This is a genomic window from Microbacterium sp. LWH13-1.2, from assembly GCF_038397735.1.
Lineage (GTDB): Bacteria > Actinomycetota > Actinomycetes > Actinomycetales > Microbacteriaceae > Microbacterium.
Window position 1 is genome coordinate 1,971,259 of the sequence record NZ_CP151635.1, and the last position, 25,754, is coordinate 1,997,012.

Sequence of the window (25,754 nt, forward strand, 5' to 3'; positions counted from 1 at the left end):
AGCACGGAGCACCAGGCATGACGACCCCGGCGGGGTGGTACGACGACGGTTCAGGCCGTCAGCGTTGGTGGGACGGAGTCGCGTGGACGGAGCACACCGTCGCGGCGCAGGCTCAGACCATCGCGCCGGCTTCTGCCAGCACGCAGCAGCAGGGTTCCGCGCAGCGGCCGGATTCCCCACAGCAGCAGGCGGCACCGCAGGACACCGCCGCTGACGGCATCGCCACGCCCGCTGTCGACGCTCCCGGGCAGTCGACAGCGGGCGTGGATCCGGTCGTCGGCAGCCCGACATCCCCCGCGACCGAGTCTGCGACGTTCGAGCCACCGTACATTCTGCAGACGGCGAATTCGGCCGCCGCGCACCCCGGGCCCGCTGCAGGTGCGCCCGTCTGGGGTCAGGCGCCGGTGTACGGCCAGCAGGGCACTGCCTACCCCGCACAGGGTGCGACCGCTCCCTTCGGAGTGATCGCTCCCCCGCCGGCGAAGCCGAAGCTCTCTGTTCTCGGCATCATCGGTCTCGCCGTCGCGGTGATCGGACTCGTCCTGTCCTGCTTCCCCTCGATCGCGATCGCAGGCTGGGTGCTGTTGGGAGTCGGTTTCGTCGTCTCCTTGGTGTCGGTGTTCCTCCGCGGAACGAAGTGGCCGGGAATCGTCGGCATCGCCGTGAGCGTTCTCGGAAGCATCGTCGCGATCGCGGTGACGCTCCTGTCGCTCAGCACGGCTGCCCCCGACGCGACAGCACCGACATCATCGACCGGCTCCTCATCGGATGGCGAGGAACCCGACGAGTCGGCGGCTGAGGGTGCCGAGAGGGTCTACATCAACGACCTCGAGGTCGGTCACTGCCTCCCCCTGGTCGAGTGGGAGGACGAGGTCTACGACCTTCCGGTCGTCCCGTGCGATCAGCCGCACACCGATGAGGTCTACTTCATCTTCGATGCGCCGGACGGCGACTTCCCCGGTGACGCCGAGCTGCAGAACCTCGCGACCGAAGGCTGCGACGCCGCCTTCGAGGAGTTCATCGGCATCCCGTACGCGGACTCGGTGCTCGACAACTACTGGTTCGTGCCCACGGAGACCTCATGGAAGCGCATGGACGACCGCGCCATCCAGTGCATCGTGTTCGACTACGAAGAGGTCACGGGAACGCTCGAAGGCGCCGCCCGCTGAGACGAGCTCAGTCCTCGTCTTTGCGCTTGCGCCAGCGGATGCCCGCCGAGATGAATCCGTCGAGGTCACCGTCGAACACGGCAGCGGGGTTGCCCGACTCGTGCCCGGTGCGCAGATCCTTGACGAGCTGCTGACCGTAGAGGAAGTACGAGCGCATCTGGTCGCCCCAGCTCGCCGTGATGTTGCCGGCGAGTTCCTTCTTCTTCGCGGCCTCCTCCTCCTTCTGGAGCAGCAGGAGGCGGGTCTGCAGCACGCGCATGGCGGCGGCGCGGTTCTGGATCTGCGACTTCTCGTTCTGCATCGACACGACGATGCCGGTCGGGAGGTGTGTGAGGCGCACGGCGGAGTCGGTGGTGTTGACCGACTGGCCACCAGGGCCCGACGAGCGGAACACGTCGACGCGGATGTCGTTCTCGGGGATGTCGACCTCGGTCGCCTCCTCCATGAGCGGGATGACCTCGACCGCGGCGAACGAGGTCTGACGCTTGTCGGCAGAGCCGAACGGGCTGATGCGGGCCAGACGGTGCGTGCCGGCCTCGACAGAGACGGTGCCGAACGCGTAGGGCGCGTCGATCTCGAACGTCGCCGACTTGATGCCTGCGCCCTCGGCGTAGGAGGTGTCGAGAACCTTGACGGGGTACTTGTGACGCTCGGCCCACCGCAGGTACATGCGCATGAGCATCTCGGCGAAGTCGGTGGCGTCGTCGCCACCGGCACCGGAGCGGATCGTGATGATGGCCGAACGCTCGTCGTACTCGCCGTCCATCAGCGTCTGGACCTCGAGCTGGTTGATGATCTCGGTGAGAGCGCTGAGCTCGGCGCGCGCCTCGACGGCCGATTCCTCATCGCCCATCTCGTTCGCGAGCCCGACCAGCACCTCGAGGTCGTCGAGTCGCGAGCCGATGCCCTCGACCCTGGCGAGTGCCGACTGCCGATGGCTGAGCGCGCTGGTCACCTTCTGGGCGCGCTCGGGGTCGTCCCAGAGGTCCGGCACACCGGCCTCCTCGCTGAGACGTGCGATATCGGAACGGAGCGTATCGACGTCGATGACCTCGCGAATGTCACCGTAGGTGAGTCGCAGGGCCTGGATGTCGGCGGAGAGATCGAGTTCGAGCATGTCGCGTCCAGCCTAACGTGCCGCCTGCTCGCGCGGGGACTGCATGAGAACGGGGGTAGCGTGAAACGAGTGAGCAACGCATCCACGGTCCTGAGGCGATTCGGACCGATGGTGTACCTGCCGACGATCCTCTTCTCGCTCGGCGAGGGGGCGGTCATTCCGCTGATCCCGGTGATCGCCGCGCGCATGGGCGCCGATATCGCGTTCGCCGCGCTCGTGGCATCCGCACTGGTCGTCGGTCAGCTCTGCGGAAACCTTCCTGCAGGTTGGGCCGTGGGCCGCATCGGCGAACGCTTCACGATGGTGATCGCCGGCGTGATCGCGATCGGCGCCGGCGTGGGCATGGTCTTCGCGCCGTCGCTGGGCGTGCTCGCGGCATCCGTGTTCCTCCTCGGCTTCTGCGCCGCCGCCTTCGGTCTCGCCCGTCACGCCTTCATGACGACGAGGGTGCCGATCGCGTTCCGCGCCCGTGCGCTCTCACTGCTGGGCGGCAGCTTCCGTCTGGGGATCTTCGTCGGCCCGTTCGTCGCCGCGGGGCTGCTGCAGCTGTTCGGGTCGGAGACTGCTGCGATCTGGTTCTTCCTCGGCTGCCTGATCGTCATGGTGCTTCTCGTGCTGTTCGGTCCGGATCCCGAGAAGACGATCCCGCCGACCACCGCGGTGCGCACAGCTCCCCTGTCTGAGGACTCCGGGGAGCCGGTCACCGGCTCGATCCCGACCGTCGGCCGTACGGGCATCTTTCGTACGATGTGGCAGCAACGCACCGTGCTCGGTCGCCTCGGTCTCGCCGCCGCGTCGCTGTCAGCGGTGCGTTCGGCCCGACAGGTCGTGCTGCCGTTGTGGGGCCTCTCGCTCGGTCTCGATGCGTCGACGATCGCCCTCGTCGTCGGGATCTCGGGTGCGATCGACTTCGCCCTGTTCTATGCGAGCGGTCAGGTTATGGACAGATTCGGTCGCCTCTGGGCGGCGATGCCGGCGATGGTCCTCATGGGTGCCGGATTCCTCGCGATGTCGTTCACGCATGACCTCGACGCAGCAGTGCTGTGGTTCGGCATGTTCGCCGCGGTGCTCGGCGTGGGCAACGGGCTGTCGAGCGGCATCCTCCTGACGCTGGGCGCCGATGTCGCGCCGAAGCAGCAGCCGGCCGCGTTCCTCGGCTCGTGGCGCACGTTGACGGATGCCGGCGGGGCCATCGCTCCCCTGATGGTGTCGGGGATCATCGCGATCGCCTCGCTGCCGATAGCGGCCGCGGCCATGGGCGTGATCGGCCTGGTAGGCGCCTGCGGGTTCATCCGCTGGATCCCCCGGTTCGTTCCTCGCACGAAGGAGAAGCCTCATGAGCGGTGAGCTTGCCGCAGATGTACGTCGACTGGTCCTCGGGGCCGCGGCGGCTTCCGACCATGAGAGAGCGACGCAAGCCGACTTCGCGACGTTCTTCCCCGACGAGTATGGCCCCGTGTCTCGCGACGACGGCCCCGACCACGCCACGGCGTCAGCACTCGTGTTCGATCCGACACTCACCCGCACGCTTCTCGTGTTCCATGCCAAGGGGCAGTTCTGGGTGCAGCCGGGTGGGCATCTCGAGTCCGATGATGGGTCGATCGCGGATGCCGCTTTGCGCGAGCTGCGGGAGGAGACAGGTGTCGTCGTGTCGGGTCTCGCCGAGCCTCTCGTGTACGACCTCGATCATCACGGGCTCTCGTCAGCCTTCGGCCGGTGTTCCTCGCATCTCGACATCGGGGTCGCCGTCGTCGTCCCGGACAGCGCGGCGCTGATCGTGAGCGACGAGTCGGAGGATGTGCAGTGGTGGCCGATCGCTGCGCTCCCCGATCAGGTGCCGCCGGGGTTCGACTTACGCGTACGGAGATTGCGCGACCGGCTTCCCTCCTGACGGGTGACAGGCTCTGCCGGGCCGGACATCATCTCAGCGCCGTGCGACTCGTGCCGGTCGCCTCGAGCTGCACACCGTCGGAGATGAACAGCGACAGCAGCGGCGGATTCCACTCGGCGGCGACCGTCACCCGAGCCGAGAGTCCGTCGGGTGCGGTGGCTGACAGCAGATTCGCGTCGCCCGGCCACTCGGCGACCAGCGCGACCGCCTGCTCTCTGACGCCCTGATCGGTGAGGTCGGCGTGCACCGTCGCCCCGTCGACGACCACCGTGAACCCGTCGGCTCCGGCGAGCGCTGCCGCGTCGGCGAGCGCGTCGAGCCGCTTCTGGGAGATGTACAGGTCGGTGGCGCACACGCTCACGAAGATCAGTGCGAGAGCGAGCAGCGCGTATCCCAGCGTGAGGAGCAGCACGCTCCCGTCGTCGTCTCTCACCCCGCGCCCCATAGCCTCGAGACCTTCTGCACCGCGGTTCCCTCGACAGAGACGGATGCCGCCTCATCCAGCCCGAAGATCGCCGGAACGAACGGCAGCGAGACCCTCGCTGCAACCACGACCGTGATCGTCGCACCCGCGGACGGGCAAGCCGCGATCTCGGGACCGCAGGTCACGGTCACATCGGCCGAATCGGGGTCGATGCCGTATTGCTCTGCGACGCTCGCGAGCACGCGTTCTCCGCTCAGCTCCGCACTGTCCGCATCCGACGCGAGGGCGATGGCCCGCGCCGTGTGTCGGGCCGCCGCCTCCGCGCCGAGCGCCTGCTCCTGGATCGCGCCGAGCGCGATGATCAGGTAGACGAGCGGCACGAGCAGCACCACCCCGACGGCGATGAACTCGAGAGCCGCGGAGCCGTCGTCATCCATCGCCGAACGACTCTTCCGGAGCATGCGCCTCCACCTCCAGCGCGAAGGGGATGCCGATCAGCCCGATCACCGGCAGTGTGGTCCGCACGCGCACGTCGATCGTCGGCTGCCCGAGCGACGTCGAGCGCCCGATGGTCACGTCCTCGGCATACGCCTCTCCGACAGCACGGACGATCTGTGCGCGCGCACGCTCTGCGCCGTCCTCGAGGCTCGTGTCGGCGAGTGCAGCGTGATACGCCCCCTCGACGGCCGAATCGTGCACGACGTTGCGGACGTACACCGCAAGAGCGAGCTGCATCACGGCGAGCGTGAGCAGAGTGAGCAGGGTCCCCACCATCACGAACTCGACCGCGCTCGAACCGCGTTCGTCGAGAAGTCGGCGACGGATCGTCGGGTTGGGCATGGGAGCACTCGCCCGTCAGATGCCCGACACGCGTTGGATCGCCTGTTCGAACAGAGTGCTCAGTGCGGGACCCGCGACCGCCCAGATCAGCACGACGAGTCCGGCGGTCATGAGTGTGACGAGAACCCAGCCTCTAGTACTCTTGCACCTATGTCTGACCCTCGCGACCTCGTGGACCTGTATCTGCGGCTCAGCGTAGACCGCGACGGCAAGGACTCCCTAGAGCGCCAAGAAAAGGACCTTCGAGCCTGGGCGACGCGGGAGGGTCTGACAGTGCGCACCGTCTGGGCCGACAAGGTGTCGGGATTCAAGAAGGTGAATCGCGACGACTTCGACGGGGCCGTATCCGCTGTTAGCTCGGGCGAGGTCGGCACGCTCGCCGTGTGGAAGTTGGATCGTCTCTCGCGTCGCGGCGCCGGTCAGGTCGGTCTCGTGCTCGATGATGTCGAGGAAGTCGGCGGGCGTCTCTTCTTCCTCAAGGATTCACTCGATTCCACAGTGCCCGGTCACCGCATGGTCATCTTGGTTGTCTCGGAACAGGCGCGGGCTGAGTCCGCGAATACGTCTCTTCGAGTCCGCGACAAGATCGCCAAAGATGCCGCGAAGGGCATTCCCAAGAAGGGCACGCGGCCATTCGGGTATGAGCCTGACGGGATCACCCTTCGACCCTCAGAGGCCGACCTGATCCGCGATGCTGTGGCCGACGTGCTCGCCGGTGAGCGGTCCATGCTCAGGATCGCGAAGGATTGGACGGAGGCCGGGGTGCTCACTGACGGCATGAAGCGGGAGCGCCGGGGCAAGGACGGTATCAAGAAACCAGCACTCCGCCGTTGGACGGCCACCACGGTACGGAGTGTGCTTCTCCGGGAGCGTAATGCGGGCCTCTTGGTGCATGAGGGTGTGGTGATGCCGGTGAGCCTGATCCAGTCGATCATCACTCTGGAGGATCACGACAATCTCAAGGCACGTGTCAAGGTCGGCATTCCTCTGAGTGGGCGCGCACACTCTCTACTGGGCGGGATCATCCGGTGCGGAGAGTGTGACGCCACCATGCACGGCACGATTGCCTACTCACAGCGCAAGGGCGGGCCTAGGAACGTCTATCGCGTTTACAAGTGCCAGAACACCCTCTACGACAAGAGCCGCCGCCACGCGAGCATTCAGGCGCCCATCGCTGATGATCTGTTCGTCGGGTTCATCTTCCGTGATCTGTTTGTCGATGAACTCCACTCCCCCGAGACGGACGACCGGACAGCGGCGCTCAAGGCCGTCACAGCCCGCCTGGCGAGCTTGGTGGAGAGCATCGAGCACGTGGGTCATGTCCTGCTGGACCCAAGCCTGAAGAGCCTACACAGCCAAGCGCGGGGTGAATTGAAGGTGCGCGAAGCGGAGCGATCCGGGCTCGAGCAAGAGCGAGACGCTTTGCTGGCCCAGACTGTGGACGGTGGCGCTCTCGCCGCTTTTATAGCGGAATGGCGAAGCCGGGGCGAAGGGTTTTCGGATGAAGCCGACATGGAGGATTGGAACCGGCGCTTTTGGGCTGCGTGGGAGGGTGTTGGCCTGGACGGCCAGCGGGCCATGATCCGAGCGCGATACAGGCCCTCGGTTCGAGTGGGAGGGCGGGGCGTCGGCAGAATCAGCCCCCACCCCATCAATCCAGTCACGTTCGGGCAACCGGTCTAGTCCCCCGCATGTTCGATGCGGGCGTGCCCCTTCGACCACCGACCAGACAGCCTGACCCCGTGCCCGCGAAGATGCCTCAGATATATTCGCGAGCATGGAGCAACGCTACGTATTCGACCTGACGTTCCCGACGGGTAATCCCGAGCAGAGGGTTCACCTGAAGTTCGAAGGTGGTGGAGACGAGCTGGTGTTTCCACTCATCGCCGCCGCCTTCGCACGGCTGGGGCGACACGAAGACGGCACAACCGGCTTCTTGCTCTCACCTGCGGACGCACTCGACCATGACCAAGGCGTCGAGGATTCGCAATTCCTACTCCTCGAAGGACACGAGACAGCGCATGACCTTCGATTCCTCATCGGTCCGAACGACGACGCGGTGTTCCTGCGCACCGGCGGGTGGGGCGGCACGGGCCTTCCCGAGATGTACAACTGGGTGCTCAGTGATCTGCTGCCGTTCGGACGCACCTTTTTAGAAGTCTACGGAGCCGTGGAGTTCATCAAGGTAGCTGGCCGTGCAGTCGAAGCCAGGAAGAACCGAGAACTGCGGCGCGAGGCAGAGGCATGGCTAAGGTCCGACAGCAAGGAAGTGTGGGGCTTGCTACTAGACGCGGTTAGGCGCTCAGATGCTTGGCCCGTCGACGACCTGACTAGAACGTTCGCGTTGTCGATCACGGACGCAACGCGCCTGATGACAGTGTGCGGATACACGTACGATCCGGCCTCGCGGTGCTACTACCGGATGAACGCGTACCCCGGACTGTTCGACCAGTTGGACGGCGGAGGCGCGTGATCGGCCTCAGAAAGGGCTGAACCTGGCACGGATCGCATCATGCAAGGTCGGCTGCGACGGGTAACCCTGCTGCCTAGGATCAAACGACCCGTCTTCGAGGCGGTAGACGGTCGCCTGAAGTCCGAACTGTCGATGTGCCTGCCATGCGTGCTCGCCGGTTCGTAGCACATTGATCTCTACGGCGCTCGTCTCCCCGTGGAACTCGATGATGAATTCGTAACCCACCGGCTTCTTGATTGCGTCGTCTGGTTGGAGGTCGTCGTGGTCTTTCGTCATGTACTTAGCCATGCGCACAGATTACGTCCAACGAGAATGTCAGCGTTCCCCTGCGATCGACCCCGGCTTCTACATCTGACACTACGCATCGATCATCTGCACGGCGTTGGACCGGGACCGAACGAGCGGAGATCAAGACAAGGGCCGGATCATCGCGGCAGGACTAGCCGCCCACACTCCCAGCACTGCCAGATGGGGCCGCGATGCGTCGTGCAGACGGTCATCGAGATAGAACAGTGGGCGCACGTGGGTGGGTTCGCGAGGTCTAACGCGGGTAAGTGGGAGTCATTCACGCTGGAAAACGTACTCAGCGATCCGCCCTGTCAGCGCTTATCCACAGATATACACACAAGAATGTAGCTGGGAGTTCGCTGGGAAGATGAAGGCACGATGTAGTCGCGCACTGTCTGCATAGCGGTGGATGGCGGCCTATGCCGACCCACAGCGGCCTTTTGGGCTACCTAGTACATGGGACCTAGACCCGTTACTCACCTTGTTACTCCCTCGGGATGTCTGTCGCCGCTCGTAGACTGAAGACGCAAGGTTCCGCCTCCCGATGACACCACACAGTGTCACCGGGAAACGACAACCGAGCACAGAGAAAGCCCCCGAGCCTGACAACTCATAAAGGGGGGCTTTCACTGCGGAACAGGGCGACCTCAGTCCTCACAGGGACAGGGCCGGGGGCCGCTTCGTAGCTACCAACTGCGGAGCGGCCTTCCTGTCAGTGTACCTAGCCGAAATCTACGCGTGGGGTCAGACATTCCGCCTGAGCCTCCCGTCCACCTACCTCCCTGCTCTACGCTCAGTGCATGGATAGATGGTTCACCGCGTACTTCAGACGCGACAACTCCGCGACGGGCAACACGGCTGTTCTTCTTTCAGAGGATGGCACCTATCCGGCGCGCCTCGCCTGGGAAGGCGGAGTGTACGAACTCGACTTCGCGCACGATACGGCACCTGAAGCCCACTACGAGTACATCCATGACCTTCCGGAGAACTCGAACTAGGCGGCAGGATCACGCCTCAAGGTTTCAGGCCGATTGAAGCACGCGATACAACGTTGCAGGGCTGATCCCCACCATGCGCGCGATGTCGGCGCGAGTGTGATCACCGGAGCGAACTAGGGCCATGATCGTGGCCAGCTTCTTGGCATCCACCACTGACGGACGCCCGCCCACGTTCCCCTTGGCCTTCGCGGCTTCGAGACCGGCACGAGTGCGCTCAGCCATCGTGGCCCGCTCAAGCTCTGCGAACGCGGCGAGGATCGTCAGCATGGCCTTACCCATAGGACCAGCGCTGAGGTCGATCTGTTCCGTCAGACTCTTAAAGGTCACGCCCCGGTCGATCAGGGTCTCGATAACCTCCAGTACGTTGCGGGTGTTGCGGCCAAGGCGGTCGAGCTTCCACACAACGAACGTGTCTCCACGGTCCAGCCGGTCGAGTGCCTTGTCGAGTTCGGGGCGGGATGCCAACGCGCCACTCACGCCGTGATCCGTGTAGACCCGATCCACCTTCGCCTTGGTCATAGCCAGGTCCTGGGAGGCCGTGTCCTGATCCTTGGTGCTGACTCGCGTGTATCCGATGATCGCCATGCCTCAATACTCTCAAAACCCATCTGTCTCATCAAGACCTTGTGAGAGATATTTCTGCGATACCTTTTTGGGATCAGATCGGCACCGTACCGGCGCTCTCACCCACCCATCGTTTTTGATAGAGAACGTTCCAGGCATAGGACAGCCCGCCCCATCGGACCTTGACGAAGGACGGGGCGGGCTGTGGAGGGTGTCACCCTTCCCTGTGAGAGGGTGACGGGTCTGTGCGCGCTGACAGAAGAAGCACGCACAGAGGACTTTTCTACTTCTGGGATTCCTCGGCGGCGAGAGCGGCCAGGCGAGCGACCTCGGCACGCTCGCCAGCGGTGAGGGTGGCGTGCTCGCCGCGCATCAGACGGTCGGCCTCGCCTTCGCCGGTGAGCATCTTGCGGATATCCGCCTCAGTCCACGTCGTGAACTCTGCTTGCTCTACCTTCGCGGCCTTCTCTTGCTCGCGCAGAAGGGCGGCGAGTGCGTAGATGTCAGTCATTCTTGGTTCCAATCCCTGCGAGGGTGCGCACGGTCACGTCGAGGTCTGCTACTTCGTCTTCGCTCAACACGATTTCGCCGCGCACGTGAGCCAGGAGGGCGTCGAGGGTGGCGAGGAAGGCGTCATCCGTCACACTCATCTGTAGTCCTCATTCAAATGACGGAGCACTTCGCCGTGATCGCGCCAGACCTTCTGGACGGCAAGCTTGCGGGCGGCGGGATCACTAATCTTGCGCGAGTACTCCAGCTTGGCGAACGCGGCCTTGAAAACTTGATACTCGTCGTCCTCACCGATCACCATGTCTTCGGGGGCTGGGCCAGTACCGAAGCGCTGACTGCCCCACTTTTGCACCTGCTCCTGCGGCGTAAGGTCCAAGAATGAACTCCCTAGACGATCCTTGGTCAGTTCGTATGTCTCCGGTGAGACCGTAAACGTCTCACCACGGGAGAGAACTCGGCCTGCGGCGGCGTCACCGGCGGCAGAGAAGGCGGGGAGGGTCAGCCCCGTGGCGCGGCAATGAAAAATCTTGTCAGTCATCGGGAAACTCCTAGGTACTTCGCGAGCGTTCGGGCGAACGCTTCGAGTTCGGGGAAGGTGTCAACGGCGCTCAGGAGAGCAAGACCGGCTTGGGGATCGCGGCGGATCATGACTTTCACAGCCTCTGTGAACAACTCGGCCTCGGCCATGTACTCCGCCGATGAAGTGTCCGTAATGCCTAGCTCATCGATGAGCTTCGTCAGTACGTCGGACTCCGCCTTAATCATTCGAGCCTGATGCACTGGGCTACCGGTGAGCTTCGCCTGTCGGCGGGAGTCTCGGGCGTGATCCGCCGCTTCGATCAGCCGTGTGAGCACGTTCGCGGTCGTCGGTTCACCGTCGAGTACGCGCGCAAGCTCGCTCTTTCTGGCAATGGCGTAGCGTCCGACGCTCGACGTGGCGAGCGACATTTCCTTGGCGATGACGGAATAGGGCACGCCGTCATCAAGCATTGTGTTAATGCGCGTGATTTGCGGGTGCAGTGCCACCGTGCTTTGTCGTGTCATATGCGAACTTCCTAATAGAGAGTAGGAGGAGCGCAGAGGGACCAACGTTTTCGATCAGCCCACGGCGAAGGAGTCCAGACGAACTATCCGTGGGATCAACGCCTCTGCGCCCTTCCTATGCTTTCTACTATCGCGCACTGGCATCCCAGAATGCGGGTCTCATCCCAGTGGATTTCGGGAAGCTCTCGCGCATTATCCAAAAATAGCTGATGCGATCTGCGGGCCTCTAATTCTCTCCAGGTCCACGGATACCTGACATTGCACACTAGGCGCTGATAATGGCGCACGGTGTTATTGGAGGCCATCGAGCGGGAGTGCGCCAATCTCCGAAAGAAGCTCATCCATCCAATCAACCTGACTCTCTGCCGCGCCGGAGCGAGCCGGAGGCTCAGCGACGACAGGCGCGGGCGAGGAGGATTTATCCGACGAGGGGTTCTTCTCTTCCTGCGGATTCCTATTGTGGTTCCCCGTTTGCCACTCAGTGGTTCCCCGTTTGCCACTCAGTGGTTCCCCGCTTGCCACTGCTGGCTCAACAGTGGTCTCCTGCTTTCCGCTGCCCCAGTCGCGGTCCTTCACCTGCATAACATCCGTCACCAGTTGGTTGCGGACGAACCGGTACTCAGTCACTGGGGAGCCTCCGCCTGGGTTTCGATGCTTCCCAGTCGCAACCAGCACACCGGTCCGTTGCAGGTACGCGAGAACCTTTCGCACCGTAGGCTTGCTCACTCCAGCTTCGTCGGCGAGCGTTCCCACGGATGGTCGAATGCGTTCTCCGCTCTTAAAAACACCGTGTCGCGAGAGCATCATGCTTACTGCGACGAACGGGGCGCGTCGGATCTTCGCCTTAGCGAGAGCGGCGTTGGGGAAGTGTTGCACGAACTCCTGGAACTCGAACGGCTTCAGGGCATCGGTCTTCCGGGTACGGTCTTGTACCATTTTCTAGTTTCCAATTCATCGTTACCTCTCGGTCGGTCGAGAGGGAGCCAGCCCCGGTGCGGATGAATTGGGAAACGACGCGCCGGGGCTGGCTCACCTAAGTGTGCGGGGTTCCGACATCCGCTGACGCCATATATATACGCCTCTTTACTACAATCGTCCAAAACGCGACAGGATCAATTGGGGCGCTGTCGAGTTCGCCACTCGCGTTGATACTCTGCGGCGGCGGATCGACATTCGTCGCACCGGCACTTGTTGTTCGAATATCTCGAAATGGTGCCGTGCGGTGACACTGTGCCGTCCGGTCGTCGGAGGTTCCGCTTCTTCCTGCTCGCGCTCTTCGCTGCTCGGCAGACATCACAGCGACAGCGATTCTTGTTGTAGGCGGTGAGGCCGTGCTCGGGGGCTTGCTTGCGCGGCCTGGGTTCCGGCTTGACCTTGGCTACCGGCTTGTCGACGTACTTCTTGTTCTGACCCATCAGCGAACGGCGCTCTCGGATCTGCTCTTCAGTAGGCGTTCGAGTGATCGGTCCCCATGTCACGATTACCGGCCTTGGGCCGTCGTGCGTTGTGCCTTCCTCTGTCCAGCGACGCCCGCCTACGGGCTTCTGAGCGGCGCCTGACGGCTTTGGAGGGTTGCTTGCGGCCCATCGAGCGCGGTCTGCAAACTCGGCCTTAAGAGAGACCGCTAGGTCTGCACGCACCCTGCGCTCTTCATCTCTGGCCTTTACCACGATCAGAGCGCGGTCGACATCCGTCTGGGCGTCGGCGGCGAGCATCGTCAGGTATCGACGGCGTAGCTCTGGGAGTGCGTCGAGCTCGTAAAGGGCTGAGACTGCATCTGAGAAGTTCATATCCCTTCTACCTATCGCGCGAACTCGCTCGGCCTATTTCGGTGGCCCTACGACATCGAGATATGCCCTGAGGTTCCCGCACACGTGCCGCTATGTATGCCGTCCGAGGATTGCAGTGACGCCGACGGCGGCTGGGGGCGAGGTGCGGCGCGCGTCGCCACTAGTCTGGGCGGATCAGCTGAACCCGCCGTCGTGGAGATCGATATGCCACCTGCCTGCCCTTGCCAAGACGCGCACCGCCGACTTATGGACGTCCACGAAGACATCCATCGTGCGAGCGAGTCGTACTTCGATGCAGAGGAGTTCCGCCGGTTTCTTAACTCCGCCATACAGAATTCTCGCGGGGTGAGCTTCCTACTTCAGAAGCGCAAGTCTCGATGGAACAACTTCGATGACTGGTATCTCAAGTGGCAGGACGAAGCGCGGGCCAATGAGGTCATGCGCTGGGGCGTTCAATCGAGAAACCGCATAGTTAAAGAAGAGGACTTGCGCACGCTCAGCGTCGCGGAGGTCACGTACTACGGGCCGCGCCTTCGCGAGGGCGAGGACGTGATCAACGTCCCACCGTCGTCCACGGTTGACGACATCATCAACGTCTACCGGGATCTGATCGCCCGCGATCGCCCAACCGGTCCTGGCACCATCCGAGTCTCCCGCAAGTGGTTCGACGATCAACTCCCACAGCATGAGTTGATTGCGGCCCTCCGCGAGCTTTACGCGGGGATCGCGAAATTGATTCAAGTTGCACACGAACAGTCCGGGGTCGGAGTGTGCGAACTAGGCGGGTTTCGGCGTCCGTGCGTCGACGCCAGCATAAGCGACGCCCCTCGGTGCTTTCCGCTCGCCCCGCCATCGGCGAGCATCGATGTGACGACCGGAACCATCTACGACGTTGAGTACGGAATCATCGAGATGGACGAGGACGCGGCTCTGCGCTCGATGGAGAAGTACGGGGAACCGATCGCGTTCGATAAGGGAGTGTTCGACGACGTGCCCGCTCGGATGGCGATGTCAAAAATCTTCCTTGAGAAGGACGGGTATGCAGGATCGGTGCTCCTGTTTTACAGAGGCCTCAAGGTTGTTCGAGGCATACCGCTCGCGATCCCCGTCGACCAACCACGGGAGTTGATCTTCGAGCATGCAATCGAGATGCTAGGCGCAATGACCTTCGATGGAGTCATGTTCGCCTCTGAGACGTGGATTACGACGCTGGACGCACGCACCGGTAAACCAAAGAAGCGTTGGGCTAGCGGCTCGCCGCAGCAGACCGAGTTCTACGACAAAGATCCCGTCGGAGGTCGCGACGAGGCCCTCGTCGTCTACGGGCTTTCGAAGGACGGTCGTGCGCGCACGATCGCCGAGTTGTTCAGAAAGACGTCGGCAGGCTACGAGTACCGGACGTTCGTCGACAGCGACGACCCCAAGGATGTGCCTCAGATGCTGATGGGGCCGGTCTCCCGCGCCTGGGGCACTCACCGCGGGCAAAGGTCGAGCGAGTAGTTCGACGGCCTGCACTTGATCGTGATCGGGCAGTAGTCGGCTCTTGGCACCGAGAGCGGCCACGGGCTGAGGTCAAAGCGCTTGTAGCGCCGAACCGGGAAGCGCCTCAGTGCTCGGTCCAGACTTCGCTCTCCTTCAACGGCGGCTCACCTAGAATCTTCCGCGCCGCGTTGAGCGAAGCAACGGCCTCACCAAACGCCAGGGTGTCGAGGTGCGTCGCGTTGATGGTTATGGATGTCTCGCTGTCGCCCTCCACGACCCGCAGAGCGCATGCCGCCCCAATTGGCTCGATCTCTCCGACAAGCCGGGCGATGAAGCGCGCGTCGTCGAGGATCACATGCTCCGCTTCCCGCATGTAGGCGGCCACGACCGTCTCGCAAGCCTTGTACGCCTGCTCAAACACAGCTCGAATATCGACGGGCTCCACGAAGCCTTCCCAAAGGGCGGCGCACTCTCTCCACTGGCGCTTGTAGTTCTGGCGTTGCGACGCCTCAATGTTGTCCGCGCAGACCTGCAACACGTCAATGACGGGACGCACTCGTGTCCCGCCAGTCTCCGGGTCCTCATCGGAGGAGATCGTGATTGCCGACGCCGCCGGGGGACGATGCTGGTCCAGGTTGCGAAGCATCCAGACAAGGCGGAAACTGCGGTGCTGTTGGTAGAGCCGATTGAAGTTGTCTGGGGCACTACTCCCCATTGGGAGGTCGAGCGTCTTGGCGTTCGTCTCGACCATCGAACGGAGCGTTGTGAACGCCGTGAGGGCGGCGCTCAGGCGACCATTGAGCCTCGAGCGGTACGGTCCGCGCTGATACTCCAACTGGCCCACTGACGGCAGTTCCGCGAAGAACGTCTGCAACTCGTTCAGGGCATCGACGATGGGGCCAATCAGCGCATGTCCGCTGAAGTCGCGGAGCCGGGCGAGAGCCGCCGGGATGCGCTGGCGTTCCTCCAGGGTGAGTGGGCGCACCATCCGGATTTCGTTCTCCCCATTTGGCCCGACCATCGAGCCGAGGGACCAGTCGTCGCCTTCGAGCATCAGGACTCGTGACGGACGACAACGCCCGCGGAGAACCAACCCACGAGCGTCGCGGCGAGTTGCACATGCCCGGTCGCCTCTGCCAACGAGTATCCGTGCCCCGAATGCCGATGTTGCTCTGCGAAAGCGAGAGTTTCGAGCATGCCAAGTAAGACCGCGAGATGATCGGGATGGTCGTCGTCGCGCCGGGCGAACGCGAGCCCCCATCCGTGTTGCTGTCGGAGCGCGCCTACGATCTTCGACAGTTGTGGCTTCTTGTCTTTGGGGATGATCTGACTTCCCGCGGCGGCCTCGACCGCTTGAATGCCCTCGCGGAGAATCTTGCTGGTGTCCGGGTCAATGCTCTGCATCTCCCGCCACGCCTTGACTAGATGCCGCCCGGCGGTGCCATTCGCATCCTGAATTGCCACTTGCGCCGCTTCCTCCACTCCCTCCGGTAGGCGACGAGCAAGCCTGTAGTGACGGTCCTCCCCCACAATTGTGACCGCCGAGCCGCTGCGCTCCATGTGAACATTGAGCACCGCAACCTTTTCCGGTGTCGACCCGTACGGCAACTCAGGCTCGAACGTAGACAGGAGAAGGTCGACAACGCGAAGAGTGAACTTGTCTCCCCGATTGGTAATCGCCGAGGCGAGTTCGTCCTGGCTCGGACGGGGCTGGTCGAGCCGCGTCCGGAGGGAGGTCTCGATGAAGTGGATCATCGCAGGATTTACCTGGCCGTACTGCGTCGCCTGGTAGAACAGACTGCGTAACCACTCGAAGATCGGTCCTTCAAGACTCTCCGGGATCTGCTCACGGATGATGTAGAGATCGGCGATCTCCTCTTCGGATGCGTCCCACGGTTCCCAAGGCTCCACATGTGGAGCCTATTGCTTCGGCGCGACGTCAGACATAACGACGCCGCGCGGCCCGAATCAACCGCGGCTTCCGTCTCATCCCGCGGGCTAGTCAGTGGTGTCCGCTTCGTCTAGTTCGAGGTATGCGAGCACTTCATCCAAGCTCGCGTCGGGACCAACGAGAACCCTTCGGGCGCTGATGTCGTTCAACGAGAAATGCCCGTCGTCCTCTTGCAGGTACAGGCCCCGCTTCTCAGAGAAGGCGGAGGCTATGTCCTTCTCGGTGGGCGGCTGCTCTTCCGCATCTTCGATACCCCAAGCGATTGCATCCAGCATGGCGGCGGCGCGGTGCAGTCTAGACGGGTCATCGCTTCGGAGAGCAACCCGCGCGACGGCCTCCGCGGCCTTATGGATGGTGGTCGGCCACGTGACATCAGGATCTGTCGTCATATCCGCAGATTAGTACAGAGCGTGGCGTCAGTGGGATCGCCGCAGGCAGGTCGCATCAGCGTGCTTTACTCACTGGCTGTTGGGACCATCGTGAGCCGCACGCATGCCCTAGATTTCACTCATGCGCGAAGAACCTGAATCTCACACACAGGACGCTCTGTCGGCCCTCAGCAGACGCATCCAACGCACTTACAAGTCGCGCGTTGAGACAGCGCGGCGTCATCAAAAGCGGGGTAACTACTGGAACTTTGCCCTGGTCGTGGCATCACTTACGGGCACATCGGTGGCAGTGGTGTCGCTCACTGACCCGTCCGTGTACGGTGAGCGTGGTTCGGCCCTAATGGTGGTTCTCGGAATCGTGACTCTCGTGGTTTCCGTGCTGGTTACAAGCGCGCAGTTCCAGGTGCAGGCAGAGAAGTTTTTTCACGCGTACCGAAGCCTTCAGAAGCTGTGGGTGGCGTCCGATCTTGCAAAGCGTTCGCTTACGGATACGCGTGAACGAAACGAGCGTGCGGACGAGATAGACCGCGATTACCAGTCTGTGCTGGACGACACCGATAATCACAGCCCTGCCGACTTCTTCAAGGCGTTCCCGGGCGAGCTCAAACGGAATAAACCATCTGGCGTGGACCCCGCCGATCGGTTGTCGATCGTGGCATTCAGCAAGAGAAAGCTGATAGTCCTCGGAAGCAATATTTTCACCTTCCTTCCTGTGCTCGGGAGCATCGCCTTGTTGCTGCTGCTGACCCCAGCAGCCAAATGGCTCCTCGGTCTGTAGTTTCGTCATATGTGGCTTGCAATAACAGCCCATCCGGGCACATCCCCTCGCTCGTCGTCGAGGAGTTCGCGAGCTACGGTCAGGCCGCCTCCGTGGCTGTGTCGAAGAGTATTCATGTCGTCCTTTCGTGGGGCGCTCAGCCGATGCCGAGTCGCAGGATGAAGAGTCCCGGATAGATGGCGAAAAGCACGGAGAGCGGGAGGATCAGGAACACGAGCGGTAGGAGCATCAGGATCTCCTTGCGGCCGGCCTGTTCGATCAGCACCCGCTTGGCGTCTTCGCGGGCGTCTCCCGCCTGTGCATGCAACACGGCCGACAGCGGGGCGCCGTGTTCGAGCGCGGCGACGACCTGATCGATCGCGCGCGCGAGTCCGGGCAGCTGCAGACGGCTCGACATCTCTCCGAGCGCGTCGGCAAGCGAGGATCCCGTTCCGACGGCCAGCACCACGGTGCGGAACTCGACAGTGAGCTCACCCGATCCGACCGCCGCGACGCGGCGAAGAGAATCGAGGAAGCCTTCCCCCGCCGACAGGCAGAGAGCGAGGAACTCGAGTGTCGTCGGCAGCTCATCGGTGAGCCGTGCTCGACGCGACCGCATGCGGGCTGTGAGATGCATGTCATACGAGACCCCGGCGCAGCTTCCGAGCAGGATGGGGAGAAGAGCGATCGGAGGGCTCATACGTCCGGAGATCGCGATCGCGATGAGAGCGAGTGCTCCGGCGATGATCCCGCCGAGCACCCAGCCGAGTTGTCGTCCGCGGAAGGTCGACGGGTCGATCGCGAGACCCGCCTGGGCGATCCTCCCCTGGAGCGCCCCGCCACCGCCGAGCAGTCTCTCGAAGACTGCCGACGAACGGACCCAGAGCGTTCGGTCCGCAGCGGGAAGAACTCCTGCCCAGGGCAGGGCGATCTCCGGCAGCCGCTCGTCCGCGACGGCGTCGCGCACGTAGGGAGCTATCCGCAGCGTCAACGACGCCGCCGACCACCGCGGGAGCGCCGCGAGGATGCACAGCAGCCCGGCAGACAGCACCCCACCGCCGAGCACTGCGACGGCGAGCCCGGACAGAGCACTCACCCGAACCACCGTCCCGGTTCCGGCAGGCGCCCTATCCGGATCATGATCCGGTATGCCATGACGGACACGGCCGCGCCCAGACAGATCACCAGCACACCCTCGGGCGTGCCGTAGGCGGCGGCACCTTCGGGCCTCAGCACCAGGAGGCCGAGGATGACCCACGGCGCGACGGATCCGAGGACGGCCGCACCGCGGATCCACGACTGACGCGCCTCGACCTCACCTCGGAGGGCCGCATCCGCACGCACCGACGACGACAGCGCCCGCAGGACACCGACCAGCTCCGTGCCGCCTACCTGCCTCGCCATGCGGAGCGTCTCGATGATGCGGTCCGCGATCGGATCGGCCAGCGAAAGTTTCAGTCGATCGAGGCTCGTCTCGAATCGCCCCGTCGCCCGCAGATCACGCGCGAACACGATGAAAGCCGGCCTCATCATCGCGGGAGCGGACTCAGCGAGACTCGCGACCGCATCCGGCAGCGACAGCCCCACACGGATGGATGCGACAAGCAGGTCGCAGACGTCGGGCCAGAGCTGTCGGCGCAGCTTGCGCAGCCGCAGGCGACGCGACCGCAGGAACACGACCGGCGCCGTCGCCGCAGTCGCACCGGCCAGCATCGCGAGGGCAAGAATCGCGGTGACGAGCCAAACGGCGGATGTCGTGGCGAGCGCGACCAGAACCACGATGACCAGAAATGAGCGCTGGCGGATGCGCCCGAAACCCGCCTCTTCGAGCATCCGGACGATGGCTCCCCGTCGTCTGGCCTTCTCCTGCTCGGGCCGCGGAGGCCAGAGCCAAGGCGCCGCGCACAGCAGCAGGCCCGCCGCAAGCACTGCACCGAGCAGAGCCGTCACGCGTCGACTCCGACGCGTCGGAGATCGCCGCGCCGACCCGCGTTCGCATCTGTGCCGTGTGCGTACACCGACCGCGTGACGAGTCGGCCGTCGAGGATGTCCCCCGTCGGCGCGATGACCTCGTGCACTCGTCTGACACCGTCAGCGCCCCGCACGCAATGCACCACGAGATCGACTGCGGCGGCGAGAGCAGGGGCGATGAACGAGCGGTCGATGTTCCTGCCTGCCAGCAGCGGCAGAAGCGTCAGCTTGTCGAGCGCGTCGGCTGCGGAACTCGCGTGCACAGTGGCGGCACCCGGCACGCCCGTGTTGAGTGCGAGGACGAGGTCGAGCGCCTCCGCATCCCTGACCTCGCCCACCACGAGGCGATCGGGACGCATCCGCAGTGCCTCCTTCACCAGACGACGCAGGGTGATCTCACCCGTCCCCTCGAGACTCGCCTGACGTCCCTGCAAAGAGACCACGTCAGGGCCGTCGACGGCGAGCTCGAACGTCTCCTCGACCGTGATGATGCGCTGCTGATCGGCACATGACGCGAGGAGCGCGCCGAGGAAAGTGGTCTTGCCGGCGTGCGTCGCACCCGACACGACGACGCTCTTCCCCTCTCTCATCGCCCGACGCAGAGTGGCCGCGAGGTCGGCGGGGAGTGCGCTGTGCGTGACGAGGGCGTCGAGCGATCGGTAGCGAGGTAGGAACTTGCGGATGTTCACCGACCAGGAGCCGCGCACCACATCCGCGATGGCCACGTGCAGCCGCGACCCGTCCGCCAGCGACGCATCGACGAAGGGCTGGCTGATGTCGACCCGGCGACCGGTCGACTGCAGCATCCGCTCGACGAGGTCGCGCAGCTGCGCGTCACTCACCCGCAGCGCGAGTCGCTGCGAGACACCACCCCGCGCGACATGAATGCTCTCGGGGCCGTTGACCCAGATCTCCTCGATCTCGGGATCGTCGAGCAGCGGCTGCAGCACGCCGAATCCGCTCACCGCGGCGAGGACATCGCGCACGCATCCGGCCTCATCATCGATCGGAGTCTCACCCCGAGCGAGCGCGACATCGTTGAACCGCCGCACCTCGGCGAGAGCGACGGCGCGAGCGACCTCGGCATCGCGCGACGGGTCCGTCCCCTCGGCGCGGAGGCGCTGACGGACACGCTCGACGACGAGGACGGAGGGGTGGATCACCCGAGCATCCTCGCAAGGATCCCGCTCCCGCCGCCGGAGTTATCCACAGCACGGTCCCGCCGCCTGCGGGCGGATCCTCAGCTACGCACGATCCCCCGATCAGTAGACTGATTTCACCGCGCGGGAGTGGTGAAATTGGCAGACACGCAGGATTTAGGTTCCTGTGCCCTAGGGCGTGTGGGTTCAAGTCCCACCTTCCGCACCGATCAGTCGCATGCCGTGCGGCCGACGACTTGACCGCCGCACAGCTCACTACGACGGGAAATCCATGCATCACGCCGCTCTCATCCCCTGGCTCGACCCCGCCACCATCATCGGCTCGGCCGGCCCCTGGGCGCTCCTCGTGGTGTGCTTCATCGTCTTCGCCGAGACCGGCCTGCTGGTCGGCTTCCTGCTGCCGGGCGACACGCTGCTCGTGATCTCGGGCCTGCTGTCGCACCCGATCGCCGGCTCCGAGCACGGCGTCTTCGGCATCAACGTCTGGATCGTCGCGCTGCTCATCGGGTTGTCCGCGTTCGTCGGTGGCGAAGTCGGCTATCTGATCGGTCACAAGGGCGGGCCCGCGGTCTTCGAACGCAAGGAATCCGGCCTCTTCAGCAAGAAGAACGTCGAGCGCACCAACGCGTTCTTCGAGCGCTTCGGCGGCATCACCGTCATCCTCGCCCGCTTCGTGCCGATCGTCCGCACGTTCGCGCCGGTCGCTGCCGGCGTCGGCCACATGCCGTGGCGCCGCTACACGCTCTACAACCTGATCGGAGCGATCCTCTGGGGCTTCGGGCTCACGATGTTCGGCTACGCCATCGGATTCATCCCTCCGGTCGCGCACTTCGTCGAGAGCTACATCGACCTGATCCTGCTCGCCGCCGTCGGCGGTACCGCGCTCGTCACGCTCTGGCACTACCTCTCCGAGCGCCACAAGGCCAAGAAGGAGGCCGCTGCCGGCGAAGGCGAGACCGACGCCGCCGAGGCGGAAGAACTCGCGCTCGACCCCGAGGTGTTCGACCGCGCTCCCGACTTCGACGGAGACGGCAAGCACTGACCTCGAACGAGTGAGATGGGGGCGGGCTGAGCTCTCAGCCCGCCTTCTTCTTGCTCGGGGTCTTCTTGGTGCTCGCCTTCTGATCGGACGAATCCGACGAATCCGACCGAGCGGCCTTCGTGCGCGCGACGCTGGCTCGCAGCGCCTCCATGAGATCGATCACCTCGCCGCTCTTGGCGTCACCCTCGGCCTCGCCGAACGTCTCCGACACGTCGAACGTGTCACCCGCCTCGATCTTGGCGTCGATCAGAGTGCGCAGCTCCCTCTGGTACTCGTCGACGAAGGACTCGGGGTCGAAGTCGGCTGAGTAGCTGTCGACCAGGGATGCCGAGAGCTCGAGCTCCTTCTTCGAGATCCGCACGTCTTCATCCAGCGCCGGGAACTCGGCCTCGCGCACCTCGTCGGCCCACAGCAGCGTCTGCAGCACCAGCACCTTGCCGCGCACCCTGAGCGCGGCGAGGCGGGTCTTCTGCCGCAGTGTGAACCGCACGATCGCCGTGCGGTCGGTCTGCTCGAGCGTCTTGCGCAGCAGCACATAGGCCTTGGGCGACTTCGAGTCGGGCTCGAGATAGTACGGCTTGTCGAGAGTCAGCAGATCGACCTGGTCGGACGGCACGAACTCGACGACGTCGATCTCGCGGCTCTTCTCGGCGGGCAGCGCTGCCAGGTCGTCCTTCGTGAGCACGACCGTCTGCCCCTCGTCGACGTACGCGCGATCGATGTCGGCATATGCCACGGTCTCGCCGCACACCTCGCACGTGCGCTGATACCGGATGCGACCGCCATCCTTCTCGTGCACCTGATGCAGCGGCACGTCGTGGTCCTCCGCCGCGGAGTACACCTTGACCGGCACATTCACGAGGCCGAAGGTCAGCGCGCCCTTCCAGATCGTTCTCATGCCCCCAGTGAACACCAGGCGCCCCGGTCGCGGCCAGTACCTTGACTACGCTGGGCGTCATGGTTGCCGAGGCGCAGAACGTGCAGATCGACGGCCGCCGCCTGCGCATCACCAACCTCGACAAGGTCGTCTACCCCGACACCGGCACGACCAAGGGCGAGATCATCGCCTACTACACGGCGATCGCGCCCCACATCCTCCCCCTCCTCAAGGGCCGCCCGGTCACCCGCAAGCGCTGGGTCGAGGGGGTCGGAACCTCTCAGCATCCCGCCGATTCCTTCTTCACGAAGCAGCTCGAGCCCGGAGCGCCGAGCTGGATCCCGCGGCACGAGATCCGTCACTCCGACGGCCCGAAAGAGTATCCGCTCGTCGATGACGTGCCGACCCTCGTCTGGCTCGCGCAGGTCGCCGCGATTGAGCTGCACGTGCCGCAGTGGCGCTTCGCCCCGGACGGCCTCCCCGGAAACCCCGACCGACTCGTGCTCGACCTCGACCCCGGCCCCGGGGTCGGTCTCGCTCAGTGCGCGGACGTCGCCCGGATCGCCCGCGGACTGCTCACCGACATCGGACTCGACCCCGTTCCCGTCACCAGCGGCAGCAAAGGCATCCACCTCTACGCCGCTCTTCCCGGCCAGCAGACCAGCGACGAGATCTCGGCAGTGGTGAAGGAGATCGCCCGGCTCATCGAGACCGAGAATCCTGATCTCGCCACCAGCACCATGGCGAAGGCCGCCCGCGGCGGCAAGGTGTTTCTCGACTGGAGCCAGAACAACGGCAAGAAGACGACCATCTCGCCGTACTCGATGCGCGGCCGCGCACAGCCCTGGGTGGCCGCACCCCGCACCTGGGAAGAGCTCGACGACCCCGATCTGGCGCAGCTCGACTTCGCGACCGTCCTGGAACGCGCGGACTCCGGGATCGATCCGATCTCGCCGCTGCGCACCGAACATGCACCGCGGGTGCAGACCCCGAGCGCCGCAGCATCCGATGAGGACGCCGCCTCCGCGCAGCCCGCCGCATCTGCGCGACGCCGCCCGCGGATCTCCGGCGCGGCGAACGCCCCGACATCCGTCTCCCCCGCGTCCGTCTCGCCGATGCTCGCCGAGAACGGCACGCCCGCGATCGCCCGCCGCCTGAGCTCCCCCTCCTGGGTCGAGGTGAAGTGGGACGGCATCCGCGCGATCGGCACCTGGGCCGACGGACGGATGCTGCTGCATGCCCGCAGCGGCACGGACATCACCGCCCGCTACCCTGAGCTCACCGCGGACGGCGCTCCCTTCCTGCCGGTCGCCGATGCGATCATCGACGGAGAGATCGTCGCATTCGACGCGCACAGCCGGCCGAGCTTCTCGCTGCTGCAGAATCGGATGCACCTCACTCGGCCCCGTGAGATCGAACGCGAGGTCGTTCGCACCCCGATCGTCTACATGGTCTTCGACCTGCTGCGCCTCGACGGGCACGACCTCAGCTCGATGCCGCTGTCACAGCGGCGCACTCTGCTCGAAGAGGTGGTCTCGGATCTGGAGGCCCCGATGCAGGTGCCGCCCGTGTTCGACGACGTCGACGCCGCGCTGGCCGCGAGCGACGAGTTCGGTCTCGAGGGCGTGGTCGTGAAAGACCCCGCGTCCCGCTATCGCGCAGGGCAGCGCTCCCCCGCCTGGCTCAAGCTCAAGCTGACTCGGATGCAGGAGGTCGTGATCGTCGGCATCCGTCCGGGGAAAGGCGAGCGCGAGGGCACGTTCGGTTCCCTGCTGCTCGCGGTTCCGGACTCCGGCCGGCTGCGGTACGTCGGACGCGTCGGCACCGGCTTCACCGACCGGATGCTGCGCGATCTGCTCTCGCGCCTCGCGCCGTTGCGCATCGGATCAGCCGCCGTGGACGGAGTACCCGCTCTCGACGCATCGGACGCGCTGTGGGTGGAGCCGGAGCTGGTCGGCGAGGTCGAGTTCGCCAACTGGACCCCCGACGGCGTCCTTCGTCACTCCCGCTGGCGCGGGCTCCGCCCCGACAAATCGCCCGACGAGGTCGTGGTCGAGAGCTGACCCGTCACGCGTGATGCGGTTCGCAGTCCGACTGCTCAGCGGGTTCGATCTGGAAGGTCGAATGCTCCACGTCGAAGTGATGGGCGAGACACGACTGCAGGTCGCTCAGCAGCTTCGCGGATCGCCCGTCGGCGAGAAGCGCAGGTTCGACGCTGACGTGCGCGCTGAACACCGGAGCGCCGCGGGTCAGCTGCCACACGTGCACATCGTGCACTCCGACGACACCGTCGTAGTCGAGCAGGTGCTGGCGGATGTCGCTGACCGCCGTGCCTGCCGGCGCCGATTCCGACAGCACCGAGAAGACCTCGCGCAGCAGCGCGATCGCGCGCGGGATGATCAGCACGGCGATCATGATCGACGCGAGCGCGTCTGCCGGCATCCATCCCGTCGTCACGATCACGATCGCGGCGATGATCACCATCGCCGAGCCGATCAGGTCGCCCATCACCTCGAGGTACGCGCCGCGGACGTTGATGCTGGTGCGCTGGGCACGGCTCAGAAGCCACATCGAGATCGCATTGGCCACGAGTCCGACGACCGCGACGACGAGCATCAGCCCTCCGGCGACCTCGGTCTCGCCCGGATCGATCAGCCGACCGACGGCCTCGATCCCGACCCATCCGGCGAGGAGGATCAGGATGATCGCGTTGATCAGCGCCCCGAACACCTCGGCGCGCTGATACCCGAACGTACGGCGGTCGTCGGCCGGTCGCGCGGCGACCGCGGCGGCGATCAACGCGATCACGAGTGCCGAGGCGTCGGTGAACATGTGCGCCGCGTCCGCCAACAGCGCGAGCGAGCCTGTGAGGATCGCGCCCACGACCTGCACCACCATGATGGTCGCGGTCAGGCTCAGCGATATCGCCAGAAGACGGCGATGACTCGCAGAGCGGATGCCGCCGGAGGCGGGCGCGTGATCGTGCATGCTTCCAGGCTAGACGGGCGATCGTGCCG

30 protein-coding genes and 1 tRNA gene are annotated in these 25,754 nt (G+C 64.6%); 11 read left to right on the forward strand and 20 right to left on the reverse strand.

Translation table 11 applies throughout. The features are described from left to right. Positions 1 to 17 precede the first annotated feature (17 nt). On the forward strand, positions 18 to 1,169 hold the full coding sequence (locus tag MRBLWH13_RS09355; RefSeq protein ID WP_341954519.1) for a DUF2510 domain-containing protein: 1,152 nt from the start codon (positions 18 to 20) through the stop codon (positions 1,167 to 1,169). Between the two features lie 7 nt (positions 1,170 to 1,176). Here MRBLWH13_RS09355 and prfB read toward each other — a convergent pair whose 3' ends face one another. Beyond that, positions 1,177 to 2,286 (reverse strand): peptide chain release factor 2, encoded by a 1,110-nt coding sequence (gene prfB, locus MRBLWH13_RS09360; protein WP_056312213.1) that lies wholly within the window; start codon positions 2,284 to 2,286, stop codon positions 1,177 to 1,179. A 108-nt stretch (positions 2,287 to 2,394) separates the two neighbouring features. On the opposite strand from prfB, the gene MRBLWH13_RS09365 reads away from it, so the two are divergent. Together MRBLWH13_RS09365 and MRBLWH13_RS09370 are read left to right on the forward strand one after the other, a co-directional pair. Further along, positions 2,395 to 3,633 (forward strand): MFS transporter, encoded by a 1,239-nt coding sequence (locus MRBLWH13_RS09365; RefSeq protein ID WP_341958272.1) that lies wholly within the window; start codon positions 2,395 to 2,397, stop codon positions 3,631 to 3,633. Beyond that, a complete protein-coding gene (locus MRBLWH13_RS09370) occupies positions 3,623 to 4,177 on the forward strand; it encodes an NUDIX domain-containing protein (RefSeq protein ID WP_341954523.1) in 555 nt (184 codons plus the stop codon). Before MRBLWH13_RS09365 ends, MRBLWH13_RS09370 begins: the two co-directional genes overlap by 11 nt. A gap of 28 nt (positions 4,178 to 4,205) precedes the next feature. On the opposite strand, the gene MRBLWH13_RS09375 is transcribed toward MRBLWH13_RS09370, so the two are convergent. From MRBLWH13_RS09375 to MRBLWH13_RS09385, 3 genes are read right to left on the reverse strand one after another with little or no spacing between them, the layout of a single operon-like run. After that, on the reverse strand, positions 4,206 to 4,610 hold the full coding sequence (locus MRBLWH13_RS09375; protein ID WP_341954525.1) for a hypothetical protein: 405 nt from the start codon (positions 4,608 to 4,610) through the stop codon (positions 4,206 to 4,208). Beyond that, complete coding sequence (locus MRBLWH13_RS09380) at positions 4,607 to 5,062, reverse strand: TadE family protein (RefSeq protein ID WP_341954527.1); 456 nt, start codon at positions 5,060 to 5,062, stop codon at positions 4,607 to 4,609. Before MRBLWH13_RS09380 ends, MRBLWH13_RS09375 begins: the two co-directional genes overlap by 4 nt. Continuing rightward, on the reverse strand, positions 5,031 to 5,441 hold the full coding sequence (locus MRBLWH13_RS09385) for a TadE/TadG family type IV pilus assembly protein (protein ID WP_341954529.1): 411 nt from the start codon (positions 5,439 to 5,441) through the stop codon (positions 5,031 to 5,033). The genes MRBLWH13_RS09380 and MRBLWH13_RS09385 overlap by 32 nt, the downstream gene beginning before the upstream one ends. A 150-nt stretch (positions 5,442 to 5,591) precedes the next feature. Between MRBLWH13_RS09385 and MRBLWH13_RS09390 the strand changes: the two genes are divergently transcribed. Both MRBLWH13_RS09390 and MRBLWH13_RS09395 read left to right on the forward strand, forming a co-directional pair. After that, entirely contained in the window at positions 5,592 to 7,124 is a 1,533-nt protein-coding gene (locus tag MRBLWH13_RS09390) for a recombinase family protein (protein ID WP_341954531.1), read from the forward strand. A 94-nt stretch (positions 7,125 to 7,218) separates the two neighbouring features. After that, complete coding sequence (locus MRBLWH13_RS09395) at positions 7,219 to 7,914, forward strand: hypothetical protein (protein WP_341954533.1); 696 nt, start codon at positions 7,219 to 7,221, stop codon at positions 7,912 to 7,914. A 6-nt stretch (positions 7,915 to 7,920) separates the two neighbouring features. On the opposite strand, the gene MRBLWH13_RS09400 is transcribed toward MRBLWH13_RS09395, so the two are convergent. After that, a complete protein-coding gene (locus MRBLWH13_RS09400) occupies positions 7,921 to 8,202 on the reverse strand; it encodes a hypothetical protein (RefSeq protein WP_341954536.1) in 282 nt (93 codons plus the stop codon). 800 nt (positions 8,203 to 9,002) lie between these two features. On the opposite strand from MRBLWH13_RS09400, the gene MRBLWH13_RS09405 reads away from it, so the two are divergent. Further along, on the forward strand, positions 9,003 to 9,200 hold the full coding sequence (locus MRBLWH13_RS09405) for a hypothetical protein (protein WP_341954538.1): 198 nt from the start codon (positions 9,003 to 9,005) through the stop codon (positions 9,198 to 9,200). Between the two features lie 24 nt (positions 9,201 to 9,224). Here MRBLWH13_RS09405 and MRBLWH13_RS09410 read toward each other — a convergent pair whose 3' ends face one another. From MRBLWH13_RS09410 to MRBLWH13_RS09440, 7 genes are all read right to left on the reverse strand, one after another. Then, positions 9,225 to 9,785 (reverse strand): recombinase family protein, encoded by a 561-nt coding sequence (locus MRBLWH13_RS09410; protein WP_341954540.1) that lies wholly within the window; start codon positions 9,783 to 9,785, stop codon positions 9,225 to 9,227. Positions 9,786 to 10,047: 262 nt separating this feature from the next. Then, positions 10,048 to 10,275 carry a hypothetical protein gene (locus MRBLWH13_RS09415; protein ID WP_341954542.1) on the reverse strand — a complete coding sequence of 76 codons (228 nt, stop codon included), beginning with the start codon at positions 10,273 to 10,275 and terminating at the stop codon, positions 10,048 to 10,050. Further along, positions 10,268 to 10,414, reverse strand: a complete 147-nt coding sequence (locus tag MRBLWH13_RS09420) for a hypothetical protein (RefSeq protein WP_341954544.1) — start codon at positions 10,412 to 10,414, stop codon at positions 10,268 to 10,270. Before MRBLWH13_RS09420 ends, MRBLWH13_RS09415 begins: the two co-directional genes overlap by 8 nt. Next, positions 10,411 to 10,812: a hypothetical protein gene (locus tag MRBLWH13_RS09425; RefSeq protein ID WP_341954546.1), complete on the reverse strand. Its 402-nt coding sequence runs from the start codon at positions 10,810 to 10,812 to the stop codon at positions 10,411 to 10,413. Before MRBLWH13_RS09425 ends, MRBLWH13_RS09420 begins: the two co-directional genes overlap by 4 nt. Beyond that, positions 10,809 to 11,264 carry a hypothetical protein gene (locus MRBLWH13_RS09430; RefSeq protein ID WP_341954548.1) on the reverse strand — a complete coding sequence of 152 codons (456 nt, stop codon included), beginning with the start codon at positions 11,262 to 11,264 and terminating at the stop codon, positions 10,809 to 10,811. Before MRBLWH13_RS09430 ends, MRBLWH13_RS09425 begins: the two co-directional genes overlap by 4 nt. Before the next feature lie 345 nt (positions 11,265 to 11,609). Continuing rightward, a complete protein-coding gene (locus MRBLWH13_RS09435; RefSeq protein ID WP_341954550.1) occupies positions 11,610 to 12,254 on the reverse strand; it encodes a hypothetical protein in 645 nt (214 codons plus the stop codon). Between the two features lie 176 nt (positions 12,255 to 12,430). Further along, entirely contained in the window at positions 12,431 to 13,108 is a 678-nt protein-coding gene (locus MRBLWH13_RS09440; protein WP_341954552.1) for a hypothetical protein, read from the reverse strand. Between the two features lie 246 nt (positions 13,109 to 13,354). On the opposite strand from MRBLWH13_RS09440, the gene MRBLWH13_RS09445 reads away from it, so the two are divergent. Continuing rightward, on the forward strand, positions 13,355 to 14,608 hold the full coding sequence (locus tag MRBLWH13_RS09445; RefSeq protein WP_341954554.1) for a hypothetical protein: 1,254 nt from the start codon (positions 13,355 to 13,357) through the stop codon (positions 14,606 to 14,608). 106 nt (positions 14,609 to 14,714) lie between these two features. Here MRBLWH13_RS09445 and MRBLWH13_RS09450 read toward each other — a convergent pair whose 3' ends face one another. The 3 genes from MRBLWH13_RS09450 to MRBLWH13_RS09460 all read right to left on the reverse strand — a co-directional run bounded on the left by MRBLWH13_RS09450 (position 14,715) and on the right by MRBLWH13_RS09460 (position 16,930). Beyond that, complete coding sequence (locus MRBLWH13_RS09450; RefSeq protein ID WP_341954556.1) at positions 14,715 to 15,644, reverse strand: hypothetical protein; 930 nt, start codon at positions 15,642 to 15,644, stop codon at positions 14,715 to 14,717. Then, positions 15,644 to 16,501 carry a hypothetical protein gene (locus MRBLWH13_RS09455; RefSeq protein WP_341954558.1) on the reverse strand — a complete coding sequence of 286 codons (858 nt, stop codon included), beginning with the start codon at positions 16,499 to 16,501 and terminating at the stop codon, positions 15,644 to 15,646. The genes MRBLWH13_RS09450 and MRBLWH13_RS09455 overlap by 1 nt, the downstream gene beginning before the upstream one ends. Before the next feature lie 87 nt (positions 16,502 to 16,588). Next, positions 16,589 to 16,930, reverse strand: a complete 342-nt coding sequence (locus MRBLWH13_RS09460; protein ID WP_341954560.1) for a hypothetical protein — start codon at positions 16,928 to 16,930, stop codon at positions 16,589 to 16,591. Between the two features lie 121 nt (positions 16,931 to 17,051). On the opposite strand from MRBLWH13_RS09460, the gene MRBLWH13_RS09465 reads away from it, so the two are divergent. After that, positions 17,052 to 17,708: an SLATT domain-containing protein gene (locus MRBLWH13_RS09465; protein WP_341954562.1), complete on the forward strand. Its 657-nt coding sequence runs from the start codon at positions 17,052 to 17,054 to the stop codon at positions 17,706 to 17,708. Positions 17,709 to 17,844: 136 nt separating this feature from the next. Here the strand turns inward: MRBLWH13_RS09465 and MRBLWH13_RS09470 are convergent, their stop codons facing one another. From MRBLWH13_RS09470 to MRBLWH13_RS09480, 3 genes are read right to left on the reverse strand one after another with little or no spacing between them, the layout of a single operon-like run. Further along, positions 17,845 to 18,783: a type II secretion system F family protein gene (locus MRBLWH13_RS09470; protein WP_341954564.1), complete on the reverse strand. Its 939-nt coding sequence runs from the start codon at positions 18,781 to 18,783 to the stop codon at positions 17,845 to 17,847. After that, the gene (locus tag MRBLWH13_RS09475) at positions 18,780 to 19,637 is read right to left on the reverse strand and encodes a type II secretion system F family protein (protein ID WP_341954567.1); all 858 of its coding nucleotides are present in this window, start codon (positions 19,635 to 19,637) and stop codon (positions 18,780 to 18,782) included. Before MRBLWH13_RS09475 ends, MRBLWH13_RS09470 begins: the two co-directional genes overlap by 4 nt. After that, complete coding sequence (locus MRBLWH13_RS09480; RefSeq protein ID WP_341954569.1) at positions 19,634 to 20,821, reverse strand: ATPase, T2SS/T4P/T4SS family; 1,188 nt, start codon at positions 20,819 to 20,821, stop codon at positions 19,634 to 19,636. The genes MRBLWH13_RS09475 and MRBLWH13_RS09480 overlap by 4 nt, the downstream gene beginning before the upstream one ends. Positions 20,822 to 20,941: 120 nt before the next feature. Here MRBLWH13_RS09480 and MRBLWH13_RS09485 point away from each other — a divergent pair. Continuing rightward, a tRNA-Leu gene (locus MRBLWH13_RS09485) sits at positions 20,942 to 21,023 on the forward strand. A gap of 66 nt (positions 21,024 to 21,089) precedes the next feature. Beyond that, positions 21,090 to 21,860 carry a VTT domain-containing protein gene (locus MRBLWH13_RS09490; RefSeq protein WP_341954572.1) on the forward strand — a complete coding sequence of 257 codons (771 nt, stop codon included), beginning with the start codon at positions 21,090 to 21,092 and terminating at the stop codon, positions 21,858 to 21,860. 34 nt (positions 21,861 to 21,894) lie between these two features. Here the strand turns inward: MRBLWH13_RS09490 and MRBLWH13_RS09495 are convergent, their stop codons facing one another. Further along, the gene (locus MRBLWH13_RS09495; protein ID WP_341954574.1) at positions 21,895 to 22,758 is read right to left on the reverse strand and encodes a Ku protein; all 864 of its coding nucleotides are present in this window, start codon (positions 22,756 to 22,758) and stop codon (positions 21,895 to 21,897) included. A 59-nt stretch (positions 22,759 to 22,817) separates the two neighbouring features. On the opposite strand from MRBLWH13_RS09495, the gene ligD reads away from it, so the two are divergent. Beyond that, complete coding sequence (gene ligD, locus MRBLWH13_RS09500) at positions 22,818 to 24,800, forward strand: non-homologous end-joining DNA ligase (RefSeq protein WP_341954577.1); 1,983 nt, start codon at positions 22,818 to 22,820, stop codon at positions 24,798 to 24,800. 4 nt (positions 24,801 to 24,804) lie between these two features. Here the strand turns inward: ligD and MRBLWH13_RS09505 are convergent, their stop codons facing one another. Further along, positions 24,805 to 25,725 (reverse strand): cation diffusion facilitator family transporter, encoded by a 921-nt coding sequence (locus tag MRBLWH13_RS09505; RefSeq protein WP_341954579.1) that lies wholly within the window; start codon positions 25,723 to 25,725, stop codon positions 24,805 to 24,807. Positions 25,726 to 25,754: the final 29 nt, after the last annotated feature.